General features: G+C 64.3%; 21 protein-coding genes and 2 pseudogenes. 7 read left to right on the top strand and 16 right to left on the bottom strand.

The features are described from left to right. Positions 1–151 precede the first annotated feature (151 nt). Complete coding sequence (locus BVH03_RS09770; RefSeq protein WP_075960981.1) at positions 152–1,258, bottom strand: Gfo/Idh/MocA family protein; 1,107 nt, start codon at positions 1,256–1,258, stop codon at positions 152–154. A 203-nt stretch (positions 1,259–1,461) separates the two neighbouring features. Between BVH03_RS09770 and BVH03_RS09775 the strand changes: the two genes are divergently transcribed. Beyond that, on the top strand, positions 1,462–1,857 hold the full coding sequence (locus tag BVH03_RS09775; protein ID WP_075960982.1) for a DUF1090 domain-containing protein: 396 nt from the start codon (positions 1,462–1,464) through the stop codon (positions 1,855–1,857). 78 nt (positions 1,858–1,935) lie between these two features. Here BVH03_RS09775 and BVH03_RS27190 read toward each other — a convergent pair whose 3' ends face one another. The 12 genes and pseudogenes from BVH03_RS27190 to BVH03_RS09825 all read right to left on the bottom strand — a co-directional run bounded on the left by BVH03_RS27190 (position 1,936) and on the right by BVH03_RS09825 (position 14,652). Beyond that, on the bottom strand, positions 1,936–2,703 hold the full coding sequence (locus BVH03_RS27190) for a methyl-accepting chemotaxis protein (RefSeq protein WP_371915350.1): 768 nt from the start codon (positions 2,701–2,703) through the stop codon (positions 1,936–1,938). 90 nt (positions 2,704–2,793) lie between these two features. Next, positions 2,794–3,879, bottom strand: a pseudogene (locus BVH03_RS27195) (cache domain-containing protein); the annotation flags it as partial. 189 nt (positions 3,880–4,068) lie between these two features. Beyond that, positions 4,069–4,836, bottom strand: a complete 768-nt coding sequence (locus BVH03_RS27200) for a methyl-accepting chemotaxis protein (protein WP_371318675.1) — start codon at positions 4,834–4,836, stop codon at positions 4,069–4,071. A gap of 90 nt (positions 4,837–4,926) precedes the next feature. After that, a pseudogene (locus BVH03_RS27205) lies at positions 4,927–6,012 on the bottom strand (sensor histidine kinase); the annotation flags it as partial. A 363-nt stretch (positions 6,013–6,375) separates the two neighbouring features. Then, complete coding sequence (locus BVH03_RS09790) at positions 6,376–7,206, bottom strand: metal ABC transporter permease (protein ID WP_075960985.1); 831 nt, start codon at positions 7,204–7,206, stop codon at positions 6,376–6,378. Positions 7,207–7,208: 2 nt separating this feature from the next. Then, positions 7,209–8,063 carry a metal ABC transporter permease gene (locus BVH03_RS09795; protein ID WP_168175609.1) on the bottom strand — a complete coding sequence of 285 codons (855 nt, stop codon included), beginning with the start codon at positions 8,061–8,063 and terminating at the stop codon, positions 7,209–7,211. Next, positions 8,063–8,944, bottom strand: a complete 882-nt coding sequence (locus tag BVH03_RS09800; RefSeq protein ID WP_075960987.1) for a manganese/iron ABC transporter ATP-binding protein — start codon at positions 8,942–8,944, stop codon at positions 8,063–8,065. Before BVH03_RS09800 ends, BVH03_RS09795 begins: the two co-directional genes overlap by 1 nt. Further along, positions 8,944–9,840 carry a metal ABC transporter substrate-binding protein gene (locus tag BVH03_RS09805; RefSeq protein ID WP_083640033.1) on the bottom strand — a complete coding sequence of 299 codons (897 nt, stop codon included), beginning with the start codon at positions 9,838–9,840 and terminating at the stop codon, positions 8,944–8,946. Before BVH03_RS09805 ends, BVH03_RS09800 begins: the two co-directional genes overlap by 1 nt. Before the next feature lie 280 nt (positions 9,841–10,120). Next, positions 10,121–11,221 (bottom strand): polyamine ABC transporter substrate-binding protein, encoded by a 1,101-nt coding sequence (locus tag BVH03_RS09810; RefSeq protein WP_075960988.1) that lies wholly within the window; start codon positions 11,219–11,221, stop codon positions 10,121–10,123. Positions 11,222–11,266: 45 nt separating this feature from the next. Beyond that, a complete protein-coding gene (locus BVH03_RS09815; protein ID WP_075960989.1) occupies positions 11,267–12,295 on the bottom strand; it encodes a histone deacetylase family protein in 1,029 nt (342 codons plus the stop codon). A 163-nt stretch (positions 12,296–12,458) separates the two neighbouring features. After that, positions 12,459–13,463 carry an AraC family transcriptional regulator gene (locus tag BVH03_RS09820; protein ID WP_075960990.1) on the bottom strand — a complete coding sequence of 335 codons (1,005 nt, stop codon included), beginning with the start codon at positions 13,461–13,463 and terminating at the stop codon, positions 12,459–12,461. A gap of 391 nt (positions 13,464–13,854) precedes the next feature. Continuing rightward, positions 13,855–14,652, bottom strand: a complete 798-nt coding sequence (locus tag BVH03_RS09825) for an undecaprenyl-diphosphate phosphatase (protein WP_075960991.1) — start codon at positions 14,650–14,652, stop codon at positions 13,855–13,857. A 228-nt stretch (positions 14,653–14,880) separates the two neighbouring features. On the opposite strand from BVH03_RS09825, the gene BVH03_RS09830 reads away from it, so the two are divergent. Both BVH03_RS09830 and BVH03_RS09835 read left to right on the top strand, forming a co-directional pair. Beyond that, entirely contained in the window at positions 14,881–16,164 is a 1,284-nt protein-coding gene (locus tag BVH03_RS09830) for an MFS transporter (RefSeq protein WP_075960992.1), read from the top strand. Positions 16,165–16,237: 73 nt separating this feature from the next. Continuing rightward, on the top strand, positions 16,238–16,678 hold the full coding sequence (locus BVH03_RS09835; RefSeq protein WP_075960993.1) for an HIT family protein: 441 nt from the start codon (positions 16,238–16,240) through the stop codon (positions 16,676–16,678). A 277-nt stretch (positions 16,679–16,955) separates the two neighbouring features. Here BVH03_RS09835 and BVH03_RS09840 read toward each other — a convergent pair whose 3' ends face one another. Then, positions 16,956–17,885: a DMT family transporter gene (locus BVH03_RS09840; RefSeq protein WP_075960994.1), complete on the bottom strand. Its 930-nt coding sequence runs from the start codon at positions 17,883–17,885 to the stop codon at positions 16,956–16,958. Between the two features lie 150 nt (positions 17,886–18,035). On the opposite strand from BVH03_RS09840, the gene BVH03_RS09845 reads away from it, so the two are divergent. Together BVH03_RS09845 and BVH03_RS09850 are read left to right on the top strand one after the other, a co-directional pair. Next, positions 18,036–18,464 (top strand): 3-isopropylmalate dehydratase, encoded by a 429-nt coding sequence (locus BVH03_RS09845; RefSeq protein WP_075960995.1) that lies wholly within the window; start codon positions 18,036–18,038, stop codon positions 18,462–18,464. 36 nt (positions 18,465–18,500) lie between these two features. Continuing rightward, entirely contained in the window at positions 18,501–19,802 is a 1,302-nt protein-coding gene (locus BVH03_RS09850) for an NAD(P)/FAD-dependent oxidoreductase (protein ID WP_075960996.1), read from the top strand. A gap of 183 nt (positions 19,803–19,985) precedes the next feature. On the opposite strand, the gene BVH03_RS09855 is transcribed toward BVH03_RS09850, so the two are convergent. Beyond that, a complete protein-coding gene (locus tag BVH03_RS09855) occupies positions 19,986–21,182 on the bottom strand; it encodes an MFS transporter (RefSeq protein ID WP_075960997.1) in 1,197 nt (398 codons plus the stop codon). An 86-nt stretch (positions 21,183–21,268) separates the two neighbouring features. Next, positions 21,269–22,057 carry an ABC transporter substrate-binding protein gene (locus tag BVH03_RS09860; protein WP_083640034.1) on the bottom strand — a complete coding sequence of 263 codons (789 nt, stop codon included), beginning with the start codon at positions 22,055–22,057 and terminating at the stop codon, positions 21,269–21,271. A 191-nt stretch (positions 22,058–22,248) separates the two neighbouring features. Here BVH03_RS09860 and ahpC point away from each other — a divergent pair, with 191 nt between their 5' ends. Continuing rightward, the gene (ahpC, locus tag BVH03_RS09865) at positions 22,249–22,812 is read left to right on the top strand and encodes an alkyl hydroperoxide reductase subunit C (protein WP_013790773.1); all 564 of its coding nucleotides are present in this window, start codon (positions 22,249–22,251) and stop codon (positions 22,810–22,812) included. A 247-nt stretch (positions 22,813–23,059) separates the two neighbouring features. Beyond that, the gene (gene ahpF, locus BVH03_RS09870) at positions 23,060–24,613 is read left to right on the top strand and encodes an alkyl hydroperoxide reductase subunit F (RefSeq protein ID WP_075935034.1); all 1,554 of its coding nucleotides are present in this window, start codon (positions 23,060–23,062) and stop codon (positions 24,611–24,613) included. Positions 24,614–24,760: the final 147 nt, after the last annotated feature.

Genomic DNA, 24,760 nt, shown 5'->3' on the forward strand with positions numbered 1-24,760 from the left:
CTGCTTTGCCCGCGACCTTCGCCCTGGATATAACCCATAAACGACAATGCCCCTATCAACCGATAGAGGCATTGTCTTCAACTCACCCTCGGACTGCTAGGTTTTCACACAGTCTGCTCGGCGTCCCTTTTTGTTGCCTGCACGATGAGCCTCAGCTCACCGGCTCGCTGGTGTTGACGTACTCGGGCACCTCGGCCAGTGGTAAGCGGCGGGCCTGCTCGACGCTGACACCGGGGCGCTTGGGCAGTGCATCGAGGCGCTGTGGCTGGCCGCTTTGCAGGGCGCGCTCGATGGCTTCCAGCACCCGCACGTCGCGCCAGCCTTCGTCGCCATCGGGCTCCGGCTCGCGGTTCTGGATGATGCAGTCGGAGAAGTACTGGGTTTCCCCGGCGAACTGGTCGACCACTGGATGCGCGTGCTCGGTGGTGTCGTCGCCAATGGTAGCGCGGTAGCTGATCGCCGTGCCTTCGCCAAAGCCGAAGCAAGGTGAAGCCTCGAACTCCCCCTTGCTGCCGATCACCTGCAGGCGCTCGGTGCTCGGCAGGCTGTAGCTCACGGTGAACACCGCCAGGCGTTCCTCGGCGAAGCGCAGGGTCACGGTCACGGTATCGGGCGTGTTGATCTCGCGGCCCGGTGTCTGCACGGCCACGGCGCGTACTTCCAGGGGTTCGTCGTCGAACAGGTTGCGCACGGCGTTGATCGGGTAGGGGCCCATATCGGTCACCGGCCCGGCCCAGTAGCCGCTCTGCATGCGATGGTTGGCTGGGTCGACGGTCTGCGTGAAGGTGGCGGTGAACAGGCGCGGGTCGCCGATATCACCGGCGCGAATGCGGTGGATCATCTCCACGGTGCCTGGCTCGAAATGCAGGCGATAGGCGATCATCAGCTTGGCACCCGAGCGCTCCGCCGCCGCGGTGATGGCCTTGCAGTCTTCTTCGCTGGTGGCCATGGGCTTTTCCAGCAGCACGTGGATACCAGCATTCAGGGCCGGCTCGGCGAATTCGCGATGGCGGAAGTTGGGCGTGGCCAGGTAGATGGCGTCGATCTCGCCGGAGGCGAGCAGGGCGGGGAATTCCTCGTAGCGGTAGCTCTTGATGTTGTAGAGCTTGGCCAGCTTGTCGGCCTTGATCGGGTCGCCGGTGACCAGTGCGGTGATCACCGAGTTGTCGGTCTGGCCTACGCCGGGCATGAACGCCCCCTGGGAGATCCAGCCGCCGCCGACGACCGCGTAACGAACCTTGCCTTGAGCATCGGGCATTTCATCAACTCCTCTGCAACGCCGAACCGCATTGTCCGGCCTGTATTCAATCGGCAGGCGAGCTGGCGTGAAGTTCATGCTAAGCGCCTGTCGGTCTGCCTGGTTACGGCGTTTGCCAGGCCCATGAAATCATCGGGATAATCCGCGGTCTGTATGCCGGCACGCCGTCCGGCGTTGCTGTTCTGCGTTAATGGAGTGTTGCGATGAAAGCCCTGATTTCCACCCTGTTGCTCGCTGCCGCCCTGCCGGCATTGGCCGACTCGGCTGCCAACCCACGGTGCGAAGCGAAGGCGGCGAACATCGAGAAGCAGCTCCAGGCGGCCCGGGCCGAAGGCAATACCGCGAAGGCCAAGGGGCTCAGCGCGGCCCTGGAGGGCGTGCGCGACAACTGCACGGACAAGGAGCTGATGCGCGAATTCGAAGCGAAGGTCAACGAGGCCCGTGAGGAGATTCGCGAGCGTGAGGCTGACCTGCGTGAGGCCGAACTGGCGGGCGACCCGAAAAAGATCGCCAAGCGCCAGGCCAAGCTCGACGAAGCGATGGAAGAGTTGAAGGCCGCCGAGGCGCAACTGAGCCCGCGCAGCGAAGACACTCAGTAAAAGCCGGGATGCCCAATGAAAGGGAGGATACGCTCGAGCGTATCCTCCCTTGGCAACGCAGCGTAGCCGAGGTACCGGTCAGGTTCTGAAACGCCCCACCAGGCCGTTCAGTTCGCCGGACAGCGACTCCAGGCGTTGCGAGTCGCTGCGCGCCGAGTGGGCCAGCTCTTCGACCAGTTGAGCGTCGGTGTGGATCTGTGCGATATGGCGGTTGATATCCTCGGCCACGTGGTGCTGCTCCTCGGCGGCGGTGGCGATCTGGTTGTTCTGATCGCGTATCTCGTCCACCGAGGTACGGATCTGCTCGAAGCTGTCGCGGGCCTGCTGGATGCGCTCCACGCTTTGCAGCGACATGCTCAGGCTGCTCTGCATCTGCTTGGTCACATCCTGGGTACGGCGGGCCAGGCCACCGAGCAGGCCGTCGATTTCACCCGTTGAATCCGCGGTGCGTTTGGCCAGCGCGCGAACTTCGTCGGCGACCACCGCGAAGCCGCGGCCCTGTTCACCGGCCCGGGCGGCCTCGATGGCGGCGTTGAGGGCCAGCAGGTTGGTCTGCTCGGCGATCGAGCGAATGGTGTCGAGAATGGCGTTGATGTTCTTGCTGTCCTGCTCCAGCACCTGCATGGCCTGGGCGGATTTCTGCAGGTTCTCGCTGAGCTGGGTGACGCTGCCGGTGGCTTCGTCGATCTGCAGTTGACCATCGTGTACCTGGCGCTGACCGGAGTCGGCCGACGAAGCGGCGTTGCTGCAGGAGCGGGCCACTTCGTTGGCGGTAGCGACCATCTCGTTGAAGGCGGTGGACACCAGCTCCACGGCCTCGCGCTGGCGGCCGGCGGCGTCGTTCATGTCACGAGCCACGCGGGTGCTGGCATCCGAGGCGGTCTGCAGGTCCGCCGAGGCGCTGCCGATGCGCTGTACCAGGGTACGGATGGCGCCGAGGAACTGGTTGAACCAGCGCGCCAGCAGAGCGGTTTCGTCGTTGCCGCGCACGTCCAGGTTGCGGGTCAGGTCGCCTTCGCCCTGGGCGATACCTTCCAGGCCGCCGGCCACGCTACGGATCGGCTTGACGATCAGCCCGGCGAAGCTGGCGCCGACGATGGCGAACAGCACGGCCAGCACCGCGGCGATGACGCCGATCTGCCAGGTCAGGCTGGTAGCCTTGGCCATCACTTCGTTGCGCTCGATCAGGCCGATGAAGCGCCAGCCGAGGCTTTTCGACGACCAGACGTTGGCCATGTAGGGCACGCCGCCAAGCTCGACCTCGACCAGGCCATTCTCGACGCTTGCGAGCTGCGCATAGCCATCGCCCAGCTCGCTGATCAGCTTGAAGTTGTGTTCCGGGGTTCGCGGGTCGACCAGCACGTTGCCGTTGCTTTCCAGCAGCATCAGGTAGCCGCTTTCGCCGAGCTTGATCTGCTTGACCAGTTCGGTCAGCTGCTTGAGCGACACGTCCAGGCCGACCACGCCGACCTGCTGCCCTTGGGCATTGTCGACGGTGTGCACGGTGCCCATCAGCACCACGTCATCGGGCGCCCAGTAGTAGGCCGCGGTGCGCACGGTCTTGCCGGGCGCGGCCATGGCGGCCTTGTACCAGGGGCGTACGCGCGGGTCATAGCCGCTGAGCTTGGCGTCGTCCGGCCAGGAGGCGTAGCCGCCGTCACTGTTGCCGAGCGACAGGTAGGCGGTGCTCGGGTGGCTGGCGGCGAACTGGCCGAACATCTCCAGGAATGCCTTGCCTTCCTCGGTCTGCGGGACGGTTGCGGCATCGGCGCCCGAGTAATCCTTCAGCTCGCCTGCATTGCGCACCACCGGTAGCTTGGCCAGGTACTCGACGTTCTGCGCGATGGCGTCGAAGAACTGGTTCATGGCGTTTTCGATCTGCCTGATCTCGCGGCTGCTGCTGTCCAGGAAGTCGTCCCGCGCCTGTTCGCGCAGGTTGACCACCACCACGACGGCGACCAGAACGACGGGCACACAGGCAATGGCCGCGAAGGCCCAGGTGAGTTTCTGTTTGATGTTCACGGTGATTCCTGCTGGGTGGTAAAGCGTTTTTATTGGGTTTTACAGCTTTGAAGCAGGCAGAAAGGCTGGTTGGCGAGTTTGAGTCGTTGTGAACACTGAGTCGGCGTGGCGCACGCAAACTTGAGCGTCCGCCCATCACGTTTTTCGCGTGATGGGCAGGCGTCGATGGCGGGGGTGGGAGAGTGCGTATCAGGTTCTGAAGCGGCGAACCAGGCCGTTGAGTTCGCCGGAGAGGGTCTCCAGGCGTTGCGAGTCGCTGCGCGCCGAGTGGGCCAGTTCCTCGACCAGCTGGGCATCGGTATGGATCTGCGCGATGTGCCGGTTGATGTCCTCGGCGACCTGATGCTGCTCTTCGGCGGCGGTGGCGATCTGGCTGTTCTGGTCGCGGATTTCGTCCACCGAGGCGCGGATCTGCTCGAAGCTGTCGCGGGCCTGCTGGATGCGTTCCACGCTCTGCTGCGACATGCTCAGGCTGCTCTGCATCTGCTTGGTCACGTCCTGGGTGCGCTTGGCCAGGCCGCCGAGCAGGCCGTCGATTTCCCCGGTGGAGTCGGCGGTGCGTTTGGCCAGGGCACGGACTTCATCGGCGACCACCGCGAAGCCGCGACCCTGCTCACCGGCCCGGGCGGCCTCGATGGCGGCGTTGAGGGCCAGCAGGTTGGTCTGCTCGGCGATCGAGCGGATGGTGTCGAGAATGGCGTTGATGTTCTTGCTGTCCTGCTCCAGCACCTGCATGGCCTGGGCGGACTTTTGCAGGTTCTCGCTGAGCTGGGTGACGCTGCCGGTGGCTTCGTCGATCTGCAGTTGGCCACCATGCACCTGGCGCTGGCCGGAGTCCGCCGAGCTGGCCGCCTGGCTGCACGAGCGGGCCACTTCGTTGGCGGTGGCGACCATCTCGTTGAAGGCGGTGGACACCAGCTCCACGGCTTCGCGCTGGCGCACGGCCGCATCGTTCATGTCCAGGGCGACACGGGTTGTGGCGTCCGAGGCGGTTTGCAGGTCTGCCGAGGCGCTGCCGATGCGCTGTACCAGGGTACGGATGGCCCCCAGGAACTGGTTGAACCAGCGCGCCAGCAGGGCCGTTTCGTCGTTGCCGCGCACGTCCAGGTTGCGGGTCAGATCGCCTTCGCCCTGGGCGATGCCTTCCAGGCCACCGGCCACGCTGCGGATCGGCTTGACGATCAGCCCGGCGAAGCTGGCGCCGACGATGGCGAACAGCGCGGCCAGCACCGCGGCGATCACGCCGATCTGCCAGGTCAGGCTGGTGGCCTTGGCCATCACTTCGCTGCGCTCGATCAGGCCGATGAAGCGCCAGCCCAGTTTCTCCGACGACCAGACGTTGGCCATGTAGCGCACGCCGTCCAGCTCGACCTCGGCAAAGCCGCTCTTCACCGCCGCCAATTCGCGGTAGCCGTCACCCAGCTCGTCCAGGCGCTTGAAGTTGTGGGCTGCATCGCGCGGGTCGACCAGCACGTTGCCGCTGTTCTCCAGCAGCATCAGGTAGCCGCTCTGGCCCAGCTTGATCTGCTTGACCAGATCGGTGAGCTGCTTGAGCGACACGTCCAGGCCGATGGCGCCCAGCGGCTGGCCCTGAGCATTGTCGACGGTGTGCACGGTGCCCATCAGCACCACGTCATCGGGCGCCCAGTAGTAGGCCGGGGTGCGCACGATCTTGCCGGGCGCGGCCATGGCGGCCTTGTACCAGGGGCGTTGGCGCGGGTCGTAGCTGTTGAGCTTGGGATCGTCCGGCCAGACCAGGTAGCCGCCGTCTTGGTGGCCCACTTGCAGGTAGGCGGTGGTCGGGTGGCTGGTGGCGAACTGGCTCAGCCCGTACAGCAGCGCCTGGTTGCTGGCCGGCAGCGGCGCCTGGGCGGCGTCGGCTGCGGTGTAGTTCTTCAGGTTCTGGGTGTTTCGCAGCAGATCGCTCTTGGCCAGGTATTCGACGTTCTGGGCGATGGCGTCGAAGAACTGGTTCATCGCGTTGTCGATCTGGCGAATCTCCCGGCTGCTGCTGTCGAGAAAATCGTCCCGTGCCTGCTCGCGCAGGTTGATGACGACCACGATGGCGACCAGCACCACGGGCACACAGGCAATGGCCGCAAAGCCCCAGGTAAGCTTCTGTTTGATGTTCACGGTGGTTCCTGCTCGGGCAAGGGATATTGTTTTTGGGTGAAACCGTCAGAACGAATGTGAGGCTACGCGCTACTTGCAGGTGCTGGCTTATTGCTATTTTCCATACGCCTGAGCGTAAACCATTGGTATTCGGTATGCCATATGGGCTTGGGGAGTTCGATCACTCGTTCGGACGATCGGCCTGTCGTCGTCGCCATCGCCTATAGGGCGACGCGAACGAATTACGTATGGGCGAGCCCATCGGCGCTCTCCGGCGCGGCGGATGACGTGGGCGTGCTGCAGGCAGCCAGGGACAGGTACTCCGTTAGCTCGGTGAGGCAGGGCTTGAGCCTGACATTCCTTGTCCGAGAGCGCGCAGCGATCCTACAACTGCGCGGCGCTCCTGTGTTCGCGCCTGTTGGAATGGATGAACACGCCGACGAACAGGACGCTGAGCAGCACCACGATGGTCGGCCCCGGTGCGCTGTCGATGAAGAAGCTCAGGTACACACCGCTCAGTGCCGCGCCGACGGCGATGGCCATGGCGGTGAGAAGCATGGCGCCCATGGTGCGGGTGAGCAGAAAGGCGATGGCGCCCGGGGCGATCAGCAGAGCCACGGTGAGCACGATGCCGATGGCCTTCAGTGCGCCGACGATGGTCAGCGACATCACCGCCAGCAGGCCGTAGTGCAGCAGGCCTACCGGCAGACCGACGGTGCGCGCCTGCACCGGGTCGAAGGCATGCAGCAGCAGGTCGCGCCATTTCAGGCCGATGAAGGCGGTGACGACCAGAGCGATCAGGCCACTCTCCAGCAGGTCCGCCCAGCCGATGCCGAGCATGTCGCCGAACAGGATATGGTCCAGGTGCACGTCGCTGTGAATCTGCGTGTAGAGCAGCAGGCCCAGGCCGAACATGCCGGAAAACACCACGCCCATCAGGGTGTCCTGCTTGATGCGGCTGTTTTCCTTGAGATACCCCGAGGCGATGGCGCAGAGCATGCCGGCCACGAAGGCGCCGAGCGAATAGGGCAGGCCGACGATGTAGGCGATCACCACGCCGGGAAACACCGCATGAGCCGTGGCATCGCCCATCAGCGCCCAACCCTTGAGCACCAGGAAGCACGACAGCAGCGCCGTCGGAATCGCCACCAGCACGGCGATCAGCAGGGCGTACTGCATGAAGTCGATTTGCAGCGGCAGCAGCAAGGCTTCCATGGTCACATCTCCAGCCGTGCTTGGGCGGCGCGGCGGCGCGCCGCCAACAGACCGTGCTTGGGAGCGAAGACGAACGCGAGCAGGAATACCCCGGTCTGCAAGACGATGATGATCGCTCCGGTGGCGCCGTCGAGAAAGTAGCTGGCGTAGGCGCCGATGAAGCTGGAAAGCCCACCGATGCAGGCGGCCATTAGCAGCAGCCGCTCGAAGCGGTCGCTGAGCAGGTAGGCGGTGGCGCCCGGGGTGACCACCATGGCGATCACCAGAAAGGCGCCCACCGTCTGCATCGCCGCCACGGTACAGGCTGACAGCAGGATGAAGAAGATCGCCTTCAGCCGTGCCGGGCTCAGGCCGATGGTGCGCGCGTGATGCTCGTCGAAGAACACCACCATCAGGTCCTTCCAGCGCAGCGCCAGCACGGCCAGGGTGATGCCGGCGATCAGCAGCAACTGCAAGGTGTCGCCCGGGGTAATGGCCAGGATGTTGCCGAGCACGATGGTCTGGATGTTCACCGAGGTGGGCGACAGCGACACCATGAACAACCCGAGGCCGAAGAACGAGGAGAAGATCAGGCCGATGATCACGTCCTCCTTGAGCTTGCTGCGCTGGTTGAGAAACAGCATGGCGCCGGCGGCCAGCGTGCCCGCGCCGAAGGCGCCGAGGGCGAAGGGCAAGCCGAGCATGTACGCGCCGGCAACACCGGGCACGATGGAATGGGCCAGGGCATCGCCGATCAGTGACCAGCCCTTGAGCATCAGATACACCGACAGCAGCGCGCAGACCACGCCGACCAGGGTCGAGACCCACATGGCGTTGACCATGTAGCCATAGGTGAAAGGTTCGAGCAGGCTGGGCACTATTGATCCTTGTCGTCGACGCGGCCGCGGATGGTCGATTTGCCGTCGTACAGCACCAGCGGGCGTTCATCGTCGGTGATGATGCCGATCAGTGGCGAACTGCGCTGGCCTTCGCCCGGTAGCTCGAAATGGCGCAGCACGCCGCCGAAGGTACGTTCCAGGTTTTCGCGGGTGAACACCAGCTGGGTCGGCCCGTAGGCGAGCACGGTGCGCGCGAGCAGCACCGTGCGGTCGCAGAATTCCGGCACGCTGCCCAGGTTGTGGGTAGACACCAGCATCACTCGGCCCTCGTCGCGCAGTTCACCGAGCAGCCGCACGATGGCGTCCTCGGTTTTCACATCGACGCCGGTGAACGGCTCGTCGAGCAGAATCACCCGCGAGTCCTGGGCCAGGGCGCGGGCCAGGAACACACGCTTCTTCTGGCCGCCGGACAACTCGCCGATCTGCCGTTTGCGCAGCTCGCCCATGCCGACCCGCGCCAGGGCCGCGTCCACGGCCTCGCGGTCGGCGGCCTTGGGCCGGCGCAGCAGGCCCATGTGGCCGTAGCGGCCCATCAGCACCACGTCCTCGACCAGCACCGGGAAATTCCAGTCGACGTCCTCGCTCTGCGGTACGTAGGCGATCAGGTTGCGTTTCAGCGCCTCGCGTACCGGCATGCCCAGTACGCTGATGCTGCCCTGGGCCAATTTCACGAAGCCCATGATGGCCTTGAACAGCGTCGACTTGCCGCTGCCGTTGATACCCACCAGGGCGGTGATGCTGCCGCCGGGGCTGCCGAAACTGGCGTCGCGCAGCGCCGTATGACCGTTGCGATAGGTGACGCTGATGCCGTCGACGCGGATACCGTTCAGGCTGTCCTCTTCGTGCAGGGCGTTTGGCATCAGTCGGCCAGTGCGTCGGCGATGGTCTGCGAGGTGACGCGCAGCAGATCGAGGTAGGTGGGCACCGGGCCGTTCGGCTCGCTGAGCGAGTCGACGTAGAGTACGCCGCCGTAGTTGGCGCCGGTTTCGCGGGCCACTTGCTGGGCCGGCGAGGCAGAAATGGTGCTTTCGCTGAACACCGCTGGAATCTTGTTGGCGCGTACCGCGTCGATCACCTTGCGCACCTGCTGGGGCGTGCCCTGCTGGTCGGCGTTGATCGGCCACAGGTACAGCTCCTTGAGGCCGAAGTCACGGGCCAGGTAGCTGAACGCACCTTCGCTGGACACCAGCCAGCGGCGCTGTTCGGGAATCTTCTGCAGGCGTTCGCGGATCGGCCCCACGGTGGATTTGATCTGCGCCTTGTAGGTTTCGGCATTGCGTTCGTAGGTGGCGGCATTGGCCGGGTCGTGCTTGGCCAGTGCATCGCGGATGTTGTCGATGTAGATCATCGCGGCATCCGGCGACATCCAGGCATGGGGGTTGGGCTTGCCGCTGTAGGGCCCTTCGGCGATGCCGATCGGCTCGACGCCCTCGCTGAGGGTCACTGCGGGCACGCCTTGCAGGCGTTGCAGGAAGCGTTCGAACCACAACTCCAGATTCATGCCGTTACGCAGGATCAGCTGCGCATCGCGGGCCCTGAGGATGTCACCCGGGGTGGGCTGGTAGTTGTGGATCTCGGCGTCGGGCTTGGTGATCGACTCGACCTCGGCCGCATCGCCGGCGACCTGGCGGGCCATGTCGGCGAGCACGGTGAAGGTGGTCACTACCTTGAATTTGCCTTCGGCGGCGGCCAGTTGCGGCAGCAGGGTTACCAGAAGGGCGGCGAGCAGGGTGCGCAAGCGAATCCGATTGAACATCTCTAACCTCGTATGGCTTGACCAGTCATGGAATTGGGCGGGTGGCCCGGACAAGGTTGCCACTCTAGCGACAAAACGGCGCTAATGAAAACTATTAACATTAGAGATTTATATGTGTCGCCCGCAGGCGCTGGTTGAATCAGCGGCCGCTCTCCAGCGTAGCTGGACGATCCACTGCATGTGAGCAGCCGCGCCGCTGGCAGGTTCAGACAACCGCGGCGCAGCGGCGGCCATAAATGCCGACCCCGCGTCAGGCGCGGGGTCGTCAGGGGGAGGTGGCTCAACTGCCGCTCTTGATCTTGGTCCAGGCACGGGTACGGATGCGTTCGATCTTCTGTGGCAGGGGCTCGACGCTGTACAGCGTTTTCTGCGCTTCTGGCGTCGGCGTCAGGTCGGTGTTCTCGCTGATCGCCTTGTCCACCAGCGGCATGGAATCCTTGTTCGGGTTGGGGTACCCGAGGAAGTCGCTGATCGGCGCGATCACCTTCGGATCGAGCAGGTTGTTGAGGAATTCGTGGGCCTCCTCGACGTTCTTGGCGCTCTTGGGAATGGCGAAGGTGTCGAACCAGATCGGCGCGCCTTCCTTGGGCAGGCGCCACTCGACCTTGACGCCATTGCCGGCCTCCTTGGCGCGGTTGGCGAACTGGTAGAAGCTGCCCGAGTAGCCGACGGCCACGCAGATGTCGCCGTTAGCGATGTCGGTCATGTACTTGGCCGAGTGGAAGTAGGTCACGTAGGGGCGTACCTTCATCAACAGCTCGGTGGCCTTCTCGTAGTCATCCGGGTTGGTGCTGTTCGGCGGCAGGCCCAGGTAATGCAGGGCGATGGGCAGGATTTCGTTGGGCGCATCGAGCATGGTCACGCCGCACTGTTTGAGCTTTTCCATGTTCTCGGGCTTGAACACCAGGTCCCAGCTGTTCACCGGCGCATCGTCGCCGAGCGCGGCCTTGACCTTGTCCGGGTTGTAGCCGATCAGCACGGTGCCGTACATGTAAGGCACGCCGTACTGGTTGCCGGGGTCGTTGGTTTCCAGCAGCTTGAGCAGCGCCGGGTCGAGGTGCGTCCAGTTGGGCAGCTTGCCCTTGTCGAGCGGCTGGAACACGCCGGCCTTGATCTGGGTGTCGAGGAACATGTTGGACGGCACCACCAGGTCATAACCCGAGTTGCCGGTAAGCAGCTTGGCTTCCAGCGCCTCGTTGGTCTCGAAGGTGTCCCAGGTCAGCTTGATGCCGCTCTGCTGCTGAAAGTCCTTGAGGGTTTGCGGCAGGATGTAGTCGGCCCAGTTGTAGACGCGCAGTTCCCGCGCCTCGGCCATGGCGCTGCCGGCCAACAGGGCGGCAGCGCAGAACGTGGCGCCGAACAGAGGGTGGAGATTTTTCATCGTCATGTACTCCGTTGTATGCAGGGTAGTCGGCAGCTTTTGGGGTCAGGCACCCTCGAAACCTTCCAGTACGTTCACCGCATTGATGCCGATCTCCTCCACCGCATAGCCGCCCTCCATCACGAACAGGGTGGGTTTGCCGAGGCGCGCGATGCGTTCGCCCATGCGCAGGTAGTCGGGGCTGTCGAGCTTGAACTGGGAAATCGGATCTTCCTTGAAGGTGTCCACACCCAGCGACACCACGATCACATCGGGCGCGTACTCGGCGATGCGTGCGCAGGCCTGTTCCAGGGCGGCGCTCCAGCGATCCCAGCCGCTGCCGGCGGCCAGTGGCAGGTTGAGGTTGAAACCCTTGCCAGCGTCTTCGCCGATCTCGTCGTGATAGCCAAGGAAGAACGGGAACTCGAAGGACGGGTCGCCGTGGATCGAGGCCACCAGCACGTCATCGCGCGTGTAGAAGATCGACTGGGTGCCATTGCCGTGGTGATAGTCCACGTCGAGAATCGCCACCCGCTGGCAGCCGCCGTCGAGAAACGCCTGGGTGGCGATGGCGGCGTTGTTGAGGTAGCAATAGCCACCCATCAGATCGCCGGCGGCGTGATGGCCTGGCGGGCGGCACAGGGCAAAGGCGCTGCCGGCGCCGTCGCTGATCAGTGCCTGGCCGGTGAGGGCGACCTGGGCCGAACTCCAGGCGGCCTGCCAGGTGCCGGCGGTGATCGGCGCACCGCCGTCGAAACTGTAGTAACCGAGCTGCCCGAACAGGTTGTCCGGCAGCACGCTGCGCAGGGTACGCGCCGGCCAGGTGAAGGGCAGGATGTCGCCGTCGCGGCCCATGTCCGCCCAGCGCGCCCAGGCGCCTTCGAAGAAGCGCAGGTAGTTGGCATCGTGGATACGTTCGATAGGTGCGCGGCCGAAATCGCGCGGGGCGAGAACCTCGCCGAGGCCTTGCTGGCGTACACGCGCCAGCACATGGTCAGCCCGTGACGGCATCTCGAAGCAGGGCTTGAGCTCCCCGTCGATGATTTCACAGCGACCATGGTGCAGGTGATGGTCATCGCTATAGATCGTGCGCATGTTCGGCCCTCCGCTTCTGGTAGCTGCATTCTTGGTTGCATTGCGGCGCCAGGGAAATGAGCGGAGCGGCCAAAAAGGGATAGATGTGGCCACCAGATCGTGCATCGCCGAACCGAATCGGTGCGCCTGGCAGCCGTGCTGACGGCTGCTCCGAGTACCGCCGTCAGGCCAGGGCAGGGCGCCGATAGCGGCTTGGCGAGGTGCCGCTCCAGCGCTGGAAGGCGTGACGAAAGCTGGCCGTCTCGCTGTAGCCCAGGGCTTCGGCGATACGCGCGATGGGCAGGCGCTCCTCGCCCAGCAGGCGACGCGCCTGCTCGAAGCGCAACTCATCGAGCAGGCTCTGGTAGCTGGTACCCACTTCCTGCAATTGCCGGCGCAGGGTGCGCGATGAACAGCGCAGCTGGCGCGCCAGGCCATCGAGCCCCGGTGAGTCGGGCAATTGGCTGGCGAGCAGCTGGCGCACACGGCTGATCAGCGCCTGGTGGGAGAGGAACTCACGGTTCAGCTGGCGACAGCGTTCCAGAGTGTCGCGGTGGGTCACCGGGTCGGCCAGGGGCAGGCGACGATCCAACCACTGGCTGTCGAAGACGATGGCGTTAGTGGCGGCGTTGAACTGCACCGGGCAGCCGAAATCGCGCGTGTACTGGCGCTGATAACGCGGTGCGCGGTGATTGAAATGAGCCGTTTCGAGAGGCAACTGGCGGCCGAGCAGGTCATCGCAGATCAGCTTCAGGGAGGCCAGGCAGAACTCGGTGTTGAAGGTGGAGAGTTCCGCGGCGTCGCGGTAGTTGCTGGCTTCGATCCATGCCTGCGCGCCATCGCGGCGCAGACGCAGTTCGAACATCGTGCCCAGCAAGGCTGGAAAGCTGAACGCTACCTGTAGCGCCTCGCCCAGCGTCGCCGCTGAAAGCAGGCTGAACCCCAGCAAACCGTAGGACGACACGTGCATGCGCCGGCCCAGCAGCAGGCCGAGATCCTGGCAGCGCGCGGTGGCGTTGCGAAACACCTGGCGCTCCTGGGCGATGCTGATGCGCATTTCCGGGCGCTGCAGGTCGGCCGCGGCGATACCGCTGCCGGCCAGCAACTCGTCGATGCAGGTGCCATCCTGGCAGAGCGTGTCCAGGGCCAGCACGACGGCGTGAAGGGTGGTCAGGTGGGAGTGCTGCATGGGGGCACGCCTTCTCGTAACGGGTCCGAGAATCAGGCAATAAGCATGCCCGTGCCTGGCGCCGCCCGCACCGGGGGTTCGCTTGGCAGTGTGGCGTACGGATGTAGGAGAAGGTAACGCCGGGCCAGCCTGCTTGCCCGTCGGCGCTCGACCCGTGCTCAGAAACTGTTCGAGATCCTTGCGCGCATGACGCGGCAGCTGCAAGGCAATAGTAGCCATTGATGCAGTACCTGTGGGGGCGGGCCATGCCCGCGAAAAAATCGCGGGCATGGCCCGCCCCCACAGATAATCACCAGTCCATCCTTGGGGAGCCAACGGCCGATTCCGCCAATCAGCCGCCAATCAGCCGCCAATGTCGGCGAACCTGGAGTGAAAGATCGTGAACAGGCTCTCAGAGCGCCACGAACAGCAGGAAGGTGCCGAGGATCAGGCGGTAGATCACGTAGGGCAGCATGCCGACACGATCCAGTGCGGCCAGGAACAGCTTGATGCACAGGAACGCCGAGACGAACGACAGGCCGATGCCCCAGGCCATGTCGCCCCAGTGCGCGCCATGACCTTGTTCGATCAGGTGCACCGCCTTGAGGCTGCCGGCGGCGAGAATCAGCGGGATCGACAGCAGGAACGAGAAGCTGGCCGCGCTCTTGCGGTCGAAGCCGAGCATCAGCGCCGCGGTCATGGTGATGCCCGAGCGCGAGGTACCCGGAATCAGCGCGAGCATCTGCGCCAGGCCGATCAGCAGTGCATGGCGCCACGTCATGCGGCTCATGTCGGCGTCGCGGCTGCCTTTCACGTCGGCCCACCAGAGCACCAGGCCAAAGACGATGGTGGTGGTGCCAATCACCAGCATGGAGCGGGTGTACTGCTCGATCAGCGATTCGAACACCAGCCCGGCCACGGCGGCCGGAATGGTCGCCAGGATGATCATCCAGCCCATGCGGCTTTCCGGACTGGCGCGGCGGTGCAGCACATGGCCCAGCCAGCCGCTGACGATGGCGGCAATCTGCTGGCGGAAGGCGAGCACCACGGCCATCAGGGTGCCAACGTGCACGGCGACGTCGAAGGCCTGACCCTGGTCCGGCCAGCCCAGCAATTGCGAGGGCAGGATCAGGTGAGCGGAAGAGGAGACAGGGATGAATTCGGTGACGCCCTGGATGAGCGAAAGAACGAGCAGGTGAAGCCAGTCCATGGTGTTCCTTAATGAGGCAGCTAGCGGATGCGGACTGCGGGTATGACCCAGCAAGGGCTGATTTTATCCATTGCAACCTGTCACTATGCTGAAATATATGCATACAATTTCGCCGTAAGACCCGATTCTGCTGCCTTGCGGCGCTGCCTTCAGACCGCGAATTTGCTATCGTGAGCGCCCCGCGGGCCAAGCGCACCGCGGTTCCGTAGACCTCCGAGAAATCCCTTCATGCAATCTGCAGCCCCGTCGGCACCCGGCCGGCCCCTGACTCGTAGCGATTACAAGACCTTGTCCCTTTCCGCACTCGGCGGCGCCCTGGAATTCTACGATTTCATCATTTACGTGTTCTTCGCCACCATCGTCGGCAAGTTGTTCTTCCCGCCGGACATGCCCGACTGGCTGCGCATGCTGCAGACCTTCGGCATCTTCGCCGCCGGCTACCTGGCGCGTCCGCTGGGCGGCATCATCATGGCGCACTTCGGCGACCTGATCGGCCGCAAGCGCATGTTCACCCTGAGCATCCTGATGATGGCGGTGCCCACCCTGATCATGGGCCTGCTACCGACCTATGCGCAGATCGGTATCCTCGCGCCGTTGATGCTGCTGCTGATGCGCATCATCCAGGGCGCGGCGATCGGCGGCGAGGTACCAGGTGCCTGGGTATTCGTTTCCGAGCACGTACCGGCGCGCCATATCGGCTACGCCTGCGGCACCCTGACCTGCGGCCTGACCACCGGCATCCTGCTCGGCTCGCTGATGGCCACGCTGATCAACAGCGTGTTCACCGCCGAGCAAGTGCTCGACTGGGCCTGGCGCGTGCCGTTCCTGATCGGCGGCGTGTTCGGCCTGTTCGCCATGTACCTGCGCCAATGGCTGCACGAAACTCCGGTGTTCACCGAGATGCAGCAGCGCAAGGCCCTGGCCGCGGAGCTGCCGCTGAAAACCGTGGTGCGTGATCATCGCGGCAGCGTGGTGATTTCCGCGCTGCTGACCTGGCTGCTGTCGGCCGGCATCGTGGTGGCGATCCTGATGACGCCGACCTTCCTGCAGACCCTCTACGGCTTCGATGCGGTCACCTCGCTGAAGGCCAACAGCCTGGCCATCGTCATGCTCAGCATCGGCTGCATCGTCAGCGGCGCCCTGTGCGACCGCATCGGCGCCGGCCGGGTGCTGGTGGTCGGCTGCACGGCGCTGGCGGTCTGCGCCTGGCTGTTCTACAGCGGCCTGCACGCCAACCCGCAATGGCTGTTCCCGCTGTATGCGCTGGTCGGCCTGTTCGTCGGCACCATCGGTGCGGTGCCGTTCGTGATGGTGCATGCCTTCCCGGCGCCGGTGCGCTTCAGCGGCCTGTCGTTCTCCTACAACATGTCCTACGCGGTGTTCGGCGGCCTGACCCCGGTGGCGGTGTCGCTGCTGGTCAAATGGAGCCCGCTGGGCCCGGCGTACTACCTGATCGCCCTGTGCGGCGTGGGCGTGATCATCGGCTTGACGCTGCTGCGCAAGGGACGTTAAGCGCGCGGCTATTTCGCACCAGCCGGCCGAGCCGGTATGGTGCGAGCACGTTAATTACGCGATGGAGAAGCCCATGAGCCTTTACGGCGATTACGATTCGCAGAACATCTTCGCCAAGATCATTCGCGGCGAGATGCCTTGCTACAAGCTGTACGAAGATGACGACGTGCTGGTGTTTTTGGATCTGTTCCCGCAGTCGTTCGGGCACACTCTGGTGATCCCCAAACGCGCCGAGGCCCGCAACCTGCTGGAAATCGATGCCGACAGCCTGACCAAGCTGACCCTGGCCGTGCAGAAGGTGGCTCGCGTGCTGGCCGACGAGCTGCAGCCCGATGGCGTGCAGATCGCCCAGTTCAATGGCGCGCCCGCCGGGCAGACGGTGTTCCATATCCACATGCACGTGATTCCGCGTTTCGCCGAGCAGGGGCTGCAGAACCACGCCAGCGGCAAGGCCGACCCGGCCGAATTGGAGAGTCTGCAGGCCAGGCTGGTGAAGCGTTTTCAAAGCGCCTGAGCGGATTGGCCCAATGGCGGCAGGCCATGCGCGCGAAAAAATCGCGGGCATGGCCTGCCGCCACGCGCATTCATCTCCACGCTGAACCTGCTGACGCAAAATGCCTGTTTGCCCCAGATTATGTGGGAGCGCGTCATGCGCGAAAAATCCTGGGCACGAACTACGCGTCCACGTCTGCTCGCCACTGAGCAGTGTCTGAGCGCTTTTCAGATGAGCGAGGAGCGCAGCGACGACACTCATCGCTCCTAGTCAGCGGTTAAGGCTGCACGGGCTCTCGCTACCATGTGTGCCGTTTGAGCCACTGGCTCAGCCACTCGTAGCCGCTGACCAGCAGGATGCCGCCCAGTACCAGCAGGGCGCCCAGGATGAAATTGGCCTCCAGTGGTTCGCCCAGCAGCACCACGCCGAACACGATGCCGAACATCGGCGTCATGAACGACAGCACGCCCAGGCGTGACGCCAGGTAATTGCGCAGCAGCCAGAACCAGGCCAGGAAACTGGCGAACGACACCAGCAGCGCCTGGAAGATCAGCCCGCCGATGGCGATCGGCGTCGGGTCGAACCCCAGTTGCCCCGTCACCGCGCAGGCCAGGATCAACAGCACGAAGCCGCCCAGCAGCTGGTAGAGCAGCGTCTGCGTCACCGGCGCGTTGGACAGCCGCGAGCAGCGTACCACCACGGTGGTCGCGCCCCAGGCCATGGCGCCGAGCAGGCCCAGCAGGTCGCCGTACAGTTGCCGCCCGGCGTCGCGGGTTTCCGCGCCGCTGGAGCCGCCGGCGAACGACACCACGATGCCCATGAAAGCGACGCCGATACCCAGCCATTGCAGGGGCCGCAGGCGTTCGGCAGGCAGCCGCCAATGCAGCCCCAGCGCCGCGAAGATCGGCGCCGTGTAGAGAAAGATCACCATGTGCGAGGCGCTGGTGTGGCGCAGGCCTTCGCCGACCAGCATGAATTCCAGGGCGAACAGGAAACCCACCACCAGCCCAGGCCGCCAATTACCGGCGCGGACCCCGAGCCCGTCACGTCGCCACAGCATCAGTACGGCCACCAGCAGGGCGGCGATGCCTGAGCGCAGGGCCAGCATCAATACCGGCGCCACGTCGTCGGCGGCAGCCTTGAGCACCACCTGCTGCATGCCCCAGATCATGCACAGGCCAACCATCAGGCCGCCGGCCAGGCCATCGATGTTCTTGCGCGTGTCCATGCCGGTCGCTCGTAAGGGAGTGGGGCGCCAGTATGGTGCGGCCAACGGGTGCAGGCCAGCGCGATGGATTTATTGCACGCTTATGGCAATGTGCTTGTCTGTGAGCAGAGCCTGTCGCTCGACATCCCCGTGATTCTCTGGAGAGAACCCATGCGTCTGATCTTCGCCGTACTGCCTCTGCTGGTCCTGGCCGGCTGCTCGTCCTATCAGGCCGACCCCGAAAAGATCACCGACATCCCCAGCGAGCGCCTGCGCGCCTATCAGGAGCCGGTGCAGGGTGGTGGCGAAGTGGTGGTCACCCGTGACCTGGGGCTGATGGGTGGCGGCTGCTACGTGGCCGTGCTGGTCGACCGCAAGGTGGCGGCGCGTATCGCCGTCGGTGAGCGGGGACGTTTCCAGGTGCCGGCGGGCAACCGCATCGTCGGTATCGCTGCCGACAGTGAAGACAAAACTCTGTGCGGCAAGGGTCGCCTCAACCGCGAAGTGGCGGTGAAGGTCGAGGCCGGCGGCGTGGCCAATCTGCGTATCGTCAGCCAGAATCGTGGTGGTTTCGACATTCTTCCCGAGCAGGCAAGGTAGAATCGTCCTTCACTCGATACCGCACAGGATGTGCCCGTGAAGGATTTACCCATCGCGATCGTCGGCGCTGGCACCGCAGGGTTGGCCAGCGCCATTATGCTGGCCCGCCAGGGCTGGTCGGTCACGCTCTATGAACGTGTCGCGAACCTGCAGCCGGTGGGCGCCGGCATTCTGCTGCAGCCCTCGGGGCTCGCGGCGCTGCGCCACCTGGGTCTGCTCGATGAATGCACCGCGCTCGGCGCGCCGGTCAGCCGCCTGTTCGGCACTTCGGCCTGCGCCCAGCGGGTGATTCTCGACACCCGCTACGCCCACTGGCAGGCCGGCTCCTTTGGCCTCGGTATCCACCGCGGCGTGCTGATGACCGCTTTGCTCAACGCCGCGCGTGGCGCCGGGGTAACCCTGCGCACCGGCGTCTCCATCTCGCGTTTCGTGCAGTCGCCCACCCACGTGCGCCTGCTCACCGACGATGGCCAGGGCAATGAATCGGTGTTGGGCGAACACGCGGCGTTGATCCTCGCCGACGGCACCCGCTCGCAGCTGCGTGGGCAGATGCGGGTGCGCCAGGCGGTCAAGGCCTACCCCTGGGGCGCGTTGTGGAGCATCGTGCCGACGCCCGAAGGCGCCGACTCCACGGACCTGCGCCAGTGGTACCGCGGCTGCTCGCAGATGTTCGGCATCATGCCGACCGGCTGCACCCATGCCGACCGTCAAACACGCCTGAGCAGCCTGTTCTGGAGCCTGCCGGTAGCCAGCCACGGCGCCTGGCAAGAGGCCGGGCTGGAAGCCTGGAAGGATTCGGTGCGCAAGCTGGCAGGCGAGCCGGGCGAAGCCTTCCTGCGCGCCATCGAGTCGCCCGAGCGGCTGATGCTGGCCAGCTATGCCGACGTACGCATGCGGCAGTGGCATGACGGTCGCGTGCTGGCCATCGGCGACTGCGCCCACGCCATGAGCCCGCAACTGGGGCAGGGCGCCAACATGGCGCTGGTCGATGCCGTGGCGCTGGGCGATGCCCTGGGCACGTGCGGCATCGGTCAGGCTGCCGATCCTGCGGCCTGCTTCGCCGCCTATGGCACGGTGCGCCGCGCTCACCTGGGTTATTACCGCCAGGCCAGCCGCCTGCTGACGCCGCTGTTCCAGTCGCACAGCAGCGTGCTGGCGGTGCTGCGCGACAGTACGCTGTTCGTGGCGCGGCACCTGCCCATGGGCCGTGACCACGCGGTGACCACTCTGGTCGGCGCACGCACCGGCTGGCTGTTCTCGGGCAAGGGCGCGGCGCCGTTGCACGTCTGGCGCAAGCCGTCTGCGCCAGAGCCGGTGCTGGAACCGACGTCGGCTTAGAGCCTTTTCGAAGTCTTGCGAGCTAGAGCAATGCAAGGCCTGGGCGGCCCCGCAAAAACAGGCGAGGACCGGTCGGAGTCGCGCCCGACTTTACGAGCTGTAAATGAGCAGTCCGACTGGGCTGGCAATCCAGCCTGTTTTTAACGCCGCAGTGCCGACGCGCAGCAGACTTTGAACAGGTTCTCAGGCCGGCGCTTGCGCCTTCTGCACCCGCCAGGCCCAGAGAAACACCAGCAGGCCGGCGACCGCGGTCGCCGCGCCGATGTAGCCCGTCGAGGTCCAGCCGAAACCGGCGCTGATCGCCAGGCCGCCGAGCCACGGGCCCAGGGCGTTGGCGATGTTGAAAGCGGCATGGTTGGAGGCTGCGGCCAGGGTCTGGGCGCCGGTGGCCACGTCCATCAGGTGGGTCTGCAAGGCCGGCGATAGCGCGGCGATGGTGCCCAGGGCCAGAATCGCTGGCAGCACCGTCCAAATCGAGTGCGTGGCCGCGGGCAGTACCAGCAGCACCAGCGCGCTCCACAGCAGGATCCACGCCACCGACTTGAAGCGCAGGCGGTCGAACAGCCAGCCGCCGGCCATGTTGCCGAGAATGCAGCCGACACCGAAAATCGCCATGGCCACCGGGATCATGCTCGGGCTGACCCGGGTGACTTCCAGCAGCGTTGGCGCCATGTAGCTGAACACGCAGAACATGCCAGCGAAACCGATCGAGCCGATGCCCAGGGCCAGCCAGATCGGTGCGCGATTGAAGGCGCGCAGCTCGTTGATCGGGCTGCTGCGCACTTCGTTGCGATCCAGCGGCAACAGCAGGGCGATCATCGCCACGGTGGCCAGGGCAATCACGCTGACCAGGGCGAAGGCGAAGCGCCAGCTGGCACTCTGGCCCAGCCAGGTGGCCAGCGGGTTGCCGATCAGAATCGCCACGCTGAGCCCCATCAGCACCCGGCTGACGGCCTTGGCGCGTTTGTGCGGTGGCGCCATGGAGGCGGCGACCAGCATGGCTATCCCGAAGTAAGCGCCGTGGGGCAGGCCGGCGAAGAAGCGAAACACCAGCAGCGACAGGTAGTCAGGCGCCAGGGCGCTGGCCAGGTTGCCAACCGCGAATACCCCCATGAGCAGCAACAGCAGATGCTTGCGCAGCAGGCGCGCGCCCAGCAGCGCGAGAATCGGCGCGCCCACTACCACGCCCAGGGCGTAGCTGCTGATCACATGGCCGACCTGGGGTTCGCTGACGCCCAGATCCTGGGCCACGTTGGGCATCAGGCCCATGATGGAGAATTCGCTGGTACCGATGGCGAAGCCGCCAAGTGCCAGGGCCAGTTCGATCAGCAGGATAGCCCCAGCGCTCAGGCGCGGGGCGGCGTGGGCGGAGCCACTCATGGTTTACCTCATGGGGTGCGGCGAATCAGGCGGGGCATTATTCACACATTGGCAGGCCGAGAAAACCATCGTGACCTGCGCGGCTTTCAACGATAGCGCTGCAGGATGGCGGCGAACTCGCCCCGTTCCTGCATTTGCCGCATCGCGTCGAGCAGTGCCTGGGTGGGCACGTCAGGCGCATCACGAACCAGGCATGCGACCTCGACGTGGGTCAGTTCGTGCACTTCATGAAGTTTTTCGGGCTCGCTACGGCCGCGGTTGAACCACAGCAGCGCCAGCTCGTTGGTGACCGCATAATCGTAACGTCCGGCTGCCAGCTTTCTCAGTACCAGTCCCTGGGTGCGTGCGTCGTCGCGTTGCAGTTGCCTGGCGGCGAACAGTGCTTCAAGCGTTGGATAATGAAAGCCCAGAACCGTCCCGATCGACTGGTTGGCAAGGTGCTCCGGAGCGACAGGCTGCGCGGAATGGCTGACCAGCAGATCGCGTTGCAGCATGAATGGCACGCTCCAGGCGTAACCAGAGTAGGGCGTGTCGAGCCAGGCCGGATTGACGTAGCAGCGTACGTCGATCTCGTGGTTCAGCAGTGCGCGATGCACCCGCATGCGCGGCATCACCTGCAGGTCGGCGCGGCGGTCGACTTTTTCGGACACCTGGATGGCCAGGTCATGGAGAATGCCGTCGACCGCTTCGCCCTTGCTGATGAGTACCATGGGCATCACGCCGCTTTCGGTAATCGAGAAGCGCAGTGGAGCTTCTTCGGCCATACAGGTGCCGCTCATCAGGGCAAGCGCCATGGCGAGCCGATACGCCGGATTGGGGCGAACCAGTCGCGAAGGGATGGTGTCGCAGCGGTAGGTGGTCTGAAATCTGGTCATCGGTCGCTCGCGTTATGCTGAACGTGCGCTCTTGCAGAGCACGAAATTTTCAGATTACTGTTTTGAAAGGCTTTTTATGTGGTTCGATTGACTCAGCTTATTGGATTGATGCTTTCAATCAATGGGCTCTTTGGTCCACATAGGGCTACTATCCCTCCTGTAAATTTTTCAACCCTCGAAGGAGTTCACAGATGTCTTTGATTAACACTCAAGTTCAGCCGTTCAAGGTCAATGCCTTTCACAATGGCAAATTCATCGAAGTCACCGAAGAAAGCCTGAAAGGCAAGTGGTCGGTACTGATCTTCATGCCTGCTGCGTTCACCTTCAACTGCCCGACCGAGATCGAAGACGCCGCCAACAACTACGAAGCTTTCCAGAAGGCTGGTGCCGAGGTCTACATCGTGACCACCGATACCCACTTCTCCCACAAGGTATGGCACGAAACCTCGCCGGCCGTTGGCAAAGCCAAGTTCCCGCTGATCGGCGACCCGACTCACCAGCTGACCAACGCTTTCGGCGTGCACATCGCCGAAGAAGGCCTGGCACTGCGCGGCACCTTCGTGATCAACCCGGAAGGCCAGATCAAGACCGTCGAAATCCACTCCAACGAGATCGCTCGTGACGTGGCCGAGACCCTGCGCAAGCTGCAAGCCGCTCAGTACACCGCTGCCCACCCGGGCGAAGTGTGCCCAGCCAAGTGGAAAGAAGGCGCTCAGACGCTGGCTCCGTCCCTGGACCTGGTCGGCAAGATCTAAAAAACGGCCGGGAAACTGCTGCGCGTCGTCGATGCGGCGTTGAAACCAGGCTCAGGCTCGTCATTTACAGCTCGTAAACTCCTCGCCCGAGTCTGATTTCGCCTTGCCTCGACACCGCTCGCTACGTTTCCCAATCCGTTTTCCGCGCTGACCAAGTTATCCACTGATTTTGGAAGCGCGCCCGAACGCCCGGGCGTAACCCGCCCGGGCGTTTTATTGCCCGAATTTCGTCATTGAGGACTCGTATATGTTGGACGCAACCCTTAAAACCCAGTTGAAGGCGTACCTGGAAAAGGTCAGCCAGCCGTTCGAGATCGTCGCGTCCCTCGATGACAGCGACAAGTCCCAGGAGCTCAAAGGCCTTCTGGACGATATCGTCAGCCTGACCGACAAGATCACCCTGAAAACCGATGGCAACGATGCCCGCAAGCCATCGTTCGCGCTGAATCGCCCGAATGGCAACATTAGCCTGCGTTTTGCCGGTTTGCCGATGGGCCACGAATTCACGTCGCTGGTGCTGGCCCTGCTGCAAGTCGGTGGCCACCCGTCGAAGCTGGCGGCCGAGGTGATCGAGCAGATCCAGAACCTGGAAGGCGAATTCAACTTCGAGACCTATTTCTCGCTGTCCTGCCAGAACTGCCCGGACGTGGTCCAGGCGCTGAACCTGATGGCCGTGCTCAACCCGAACATCCGCCACGTCGCCATCGACGGCGCGCTGTTCCAGGATGAAGTCGAGTCCCGCCAGATCATGTCGGTACCGAGCATCTACCTGAACGGCGAGCTGTTCGGCCAGGGCCGTATGGACGCCGAGCAGATTCTCGCCAAGATCGACACCGGCGCTTCGGCCCGTGATGCCGAGAAGCTGAACGCCAAGGAAGCCTTCGACGTGCTGGTCATCGGTGGCGGCCCGGCCGGCGCTGCGGCGGCCATCTATGCCGCCCGTAAAGGCATCCGCACCGGCGTCGCCGCCGAGCGTTTCGGCGGCCAGGTGCTCGACACCATGGCCATCGAGAACTTCATCTCGGTGCAGGAAACCGAAGGCCCGAAACTGGCCCGCGCCCTGGAAGAGCACGTCAAGCAGTACGAAGTCGACATCATGAACCTGCAGCGTGCCAGCGCGCTGATCCCAGCCTCCAGCGAAGGTGGCCTGCATGAAGTGAAGTTCGAGAGCGGTGCGAGCCTGAAAGCCAAGACCGTGATTCTGTCCACCGGCGCCCGCTGGAGAGAGATGAACGTGCCGGGCGAGAAGGAATACCGCAACAAGGGCGTGGCCTACTGCCCGCACTGCGACGGCCCGCTGTTCAAGGGCAAGCGCGTGGCGGTGGTCGGTGGCGGTAACTCCGGCGTGGAAGCGGCCATCGACCTGGCCGGTATCGTCGCCGAGGTAACCCTGCTCGAGTACGACAGCAAGCTGCGCGCCGACGCCGTGCTGCAGAAGAAGCTCTACAGTCTGCCCAACGTCAAGGTGATCACCAGCGCCCTGACCAGTGAGGTGAAAGGCGACGGCCAGAAGGTCACCGGCCTGGTCTACAAGGATCGCAACTCCGATGCATTCATCCCGGTGGAGCTGGAAGGCATCTTCGTGCAGATCGGCCTGTTGCCCAACTCCGAGTGGCTCAAGGGCTCGGTGGAGCTGTCGGATCGCGGCGAGATCATCGTCGACGCCCGTGGCGAAACCTCGCTGCCCGGCATCTTCGCCGCCGGTGACGTGACCACCGTGCCGTACAAGCAGATCGTCATCGCCGTGGGCGAGGGCGCCAAGGCTTCGCTCAGCGCGTTCGATCACCTGATTCGTAGCTGATCAACTGCTGTGTATGAAAAACGGGCCCAGCCAGACTGTGTGAAAACCTAGCAGTCCGAGGGTGAGTTGAAGACAATGCCTCTATCGGTTGATAGGGGCATTGTCGTTTATGGGTTATATCCAGGGCGAAGGTCGCGGGCAAAGCAG

The organism is Pseudomonas sp. PA15(2017) (genome assembly GCF_001945395.1).
GTDB lineage: Bacteria > Pseudomonadota > Gammaproteobacteria > Pseudomonadales > Pseudomonadaceae > Aquipseudomonas.

Coding starts and splice junctions, on each gene's coding strand:
- BVH03_RS09825 (WP_075960991.1), bottom strand. CDS start 14,652: ATGGACTGGCTTCACCTGCTCGTTCTTTCGCTCATCCAGGGCGTCACC.
- ahpF (WP_075935034.1), top strand. CDS start 23,060: ATGTTGGACGCAACCCTTAAAACCCAGTTGAAGGCGTACCTGGAAAAG.
- BVH03_RS09860 (WP_083640034.1), bottom strand. CDS start 22,057: ATGACCAGATTTCAGACCACCTACCGCTGCGACACCATCCCTTCGCGA.
- BVH03_RS27200 (WP_371318675.1), bottom strand. CDS start 4,836: ATGAACGATGCGGCCGTGCGCCAGCGCGAAGCCGTGGAGCTGGTGTCC.
- BVH03_RS09855 (WP_075960997.1), bottom strand. CDS start 21,182: ATGAGTGGCTCCGCCCACGCCGCCCCGCGCCTGAGCGCTGGGGCTATC.
- ahpC (WP_013790773.1), top strand. CDS start 22,249: ATGTCTTTGATTAACACTCAAGTTCAGCCGTTCAAGGTCAATGCCTTT.
- BVH03_RS27190 (WP_371915350.1), bottom strand. CDS start 2,703: ATGAACGACGCCGCCGGCCGCCAGCGCGAGGCCGTGGAGCTGGTGTCC.
- BVH03_RS09775 (WP_075960982.1), top strand. CDS start 1,462: ATGAAAGCCCTGATTTCCACCCTGTTGCTCGCTGCCGCCCTGCCGGCA.
- BVH03_RS09815 (WP_075960989.1), bottom strand. CDS start 12,295: ATGCGCACGATCTATAGCGATGACCATCACCTGCACCATGGTCGCTGT.
- BVH03_RS09800 (WP_075960987.1), bottom strand. CDS start 8,944: ATGCCAAACGCCCTGCACGAAGAGGACAGCCTGAACGGTATCCGCGTC.
- BVH03_RS09845 (WP_075960995.1), top strand. CDS start 18,036: ATGCGTCTGATCTTCGCCGTACTGCCTCTGCTGGTCCTGGCCGGCTGC.
- BVH03_RS09820 (WP_075960990.1), bottom strand. CDS start 13,463: ATGCAGCACTCCCACCTGACCACCCTTCACGCCGTCGTGCTGGCCCTG.
- BVH03_RS09790 (WP_075960985.1), bottom strand. CDS start 7,206: ATGGAAGCCTTGCTGCTGCCGCTGCAAATCGACTTCATGCAGTACGCC.
- BVH03_RS09770 (WP_075960981.1), bottom strand. CDS start 1,258: ATGCCCGATGCTCAAGGCAAGGTTCGTTACGCGGTCGTCGGCGGCGGC.
- BVH03_RS09805 (WP_083640033.1), bottom strand. CDS start 9,840: ATGTTCAATCGGATTCGCTTGCGCACCCTGCTCGCCGCCCTTCTGGTA.
- BVH03_RS09830 (WP_075960992.1), top strand. CDS start 14,881: ATGCAATCTGCAGCCCCGTCGGCACCCGGCCGGCCCCTGACTCGTAGC.
- BVH03_RS09810 (WP_075960988.1), bottom strand. CDS start 11,221: ATGAAAAATCTCCACCCTCTGTTCGGCGCCACGTTCTGCGCTGCCGCC.
- BVH03_RS09835 (WP_075960993.1), top strand. CDS start 16,238: ATGAGCCTTTACGGCGATTACGATTCGCAGAACATCTTCGCCAAGATC.
- BVH03_RS09840 (WP_075960994.1), bottom strand. CDS start 17,885: ATGGACACGCGCAAGAACATCGATGGCCTGGCCGGCGGCCTGATGGTT.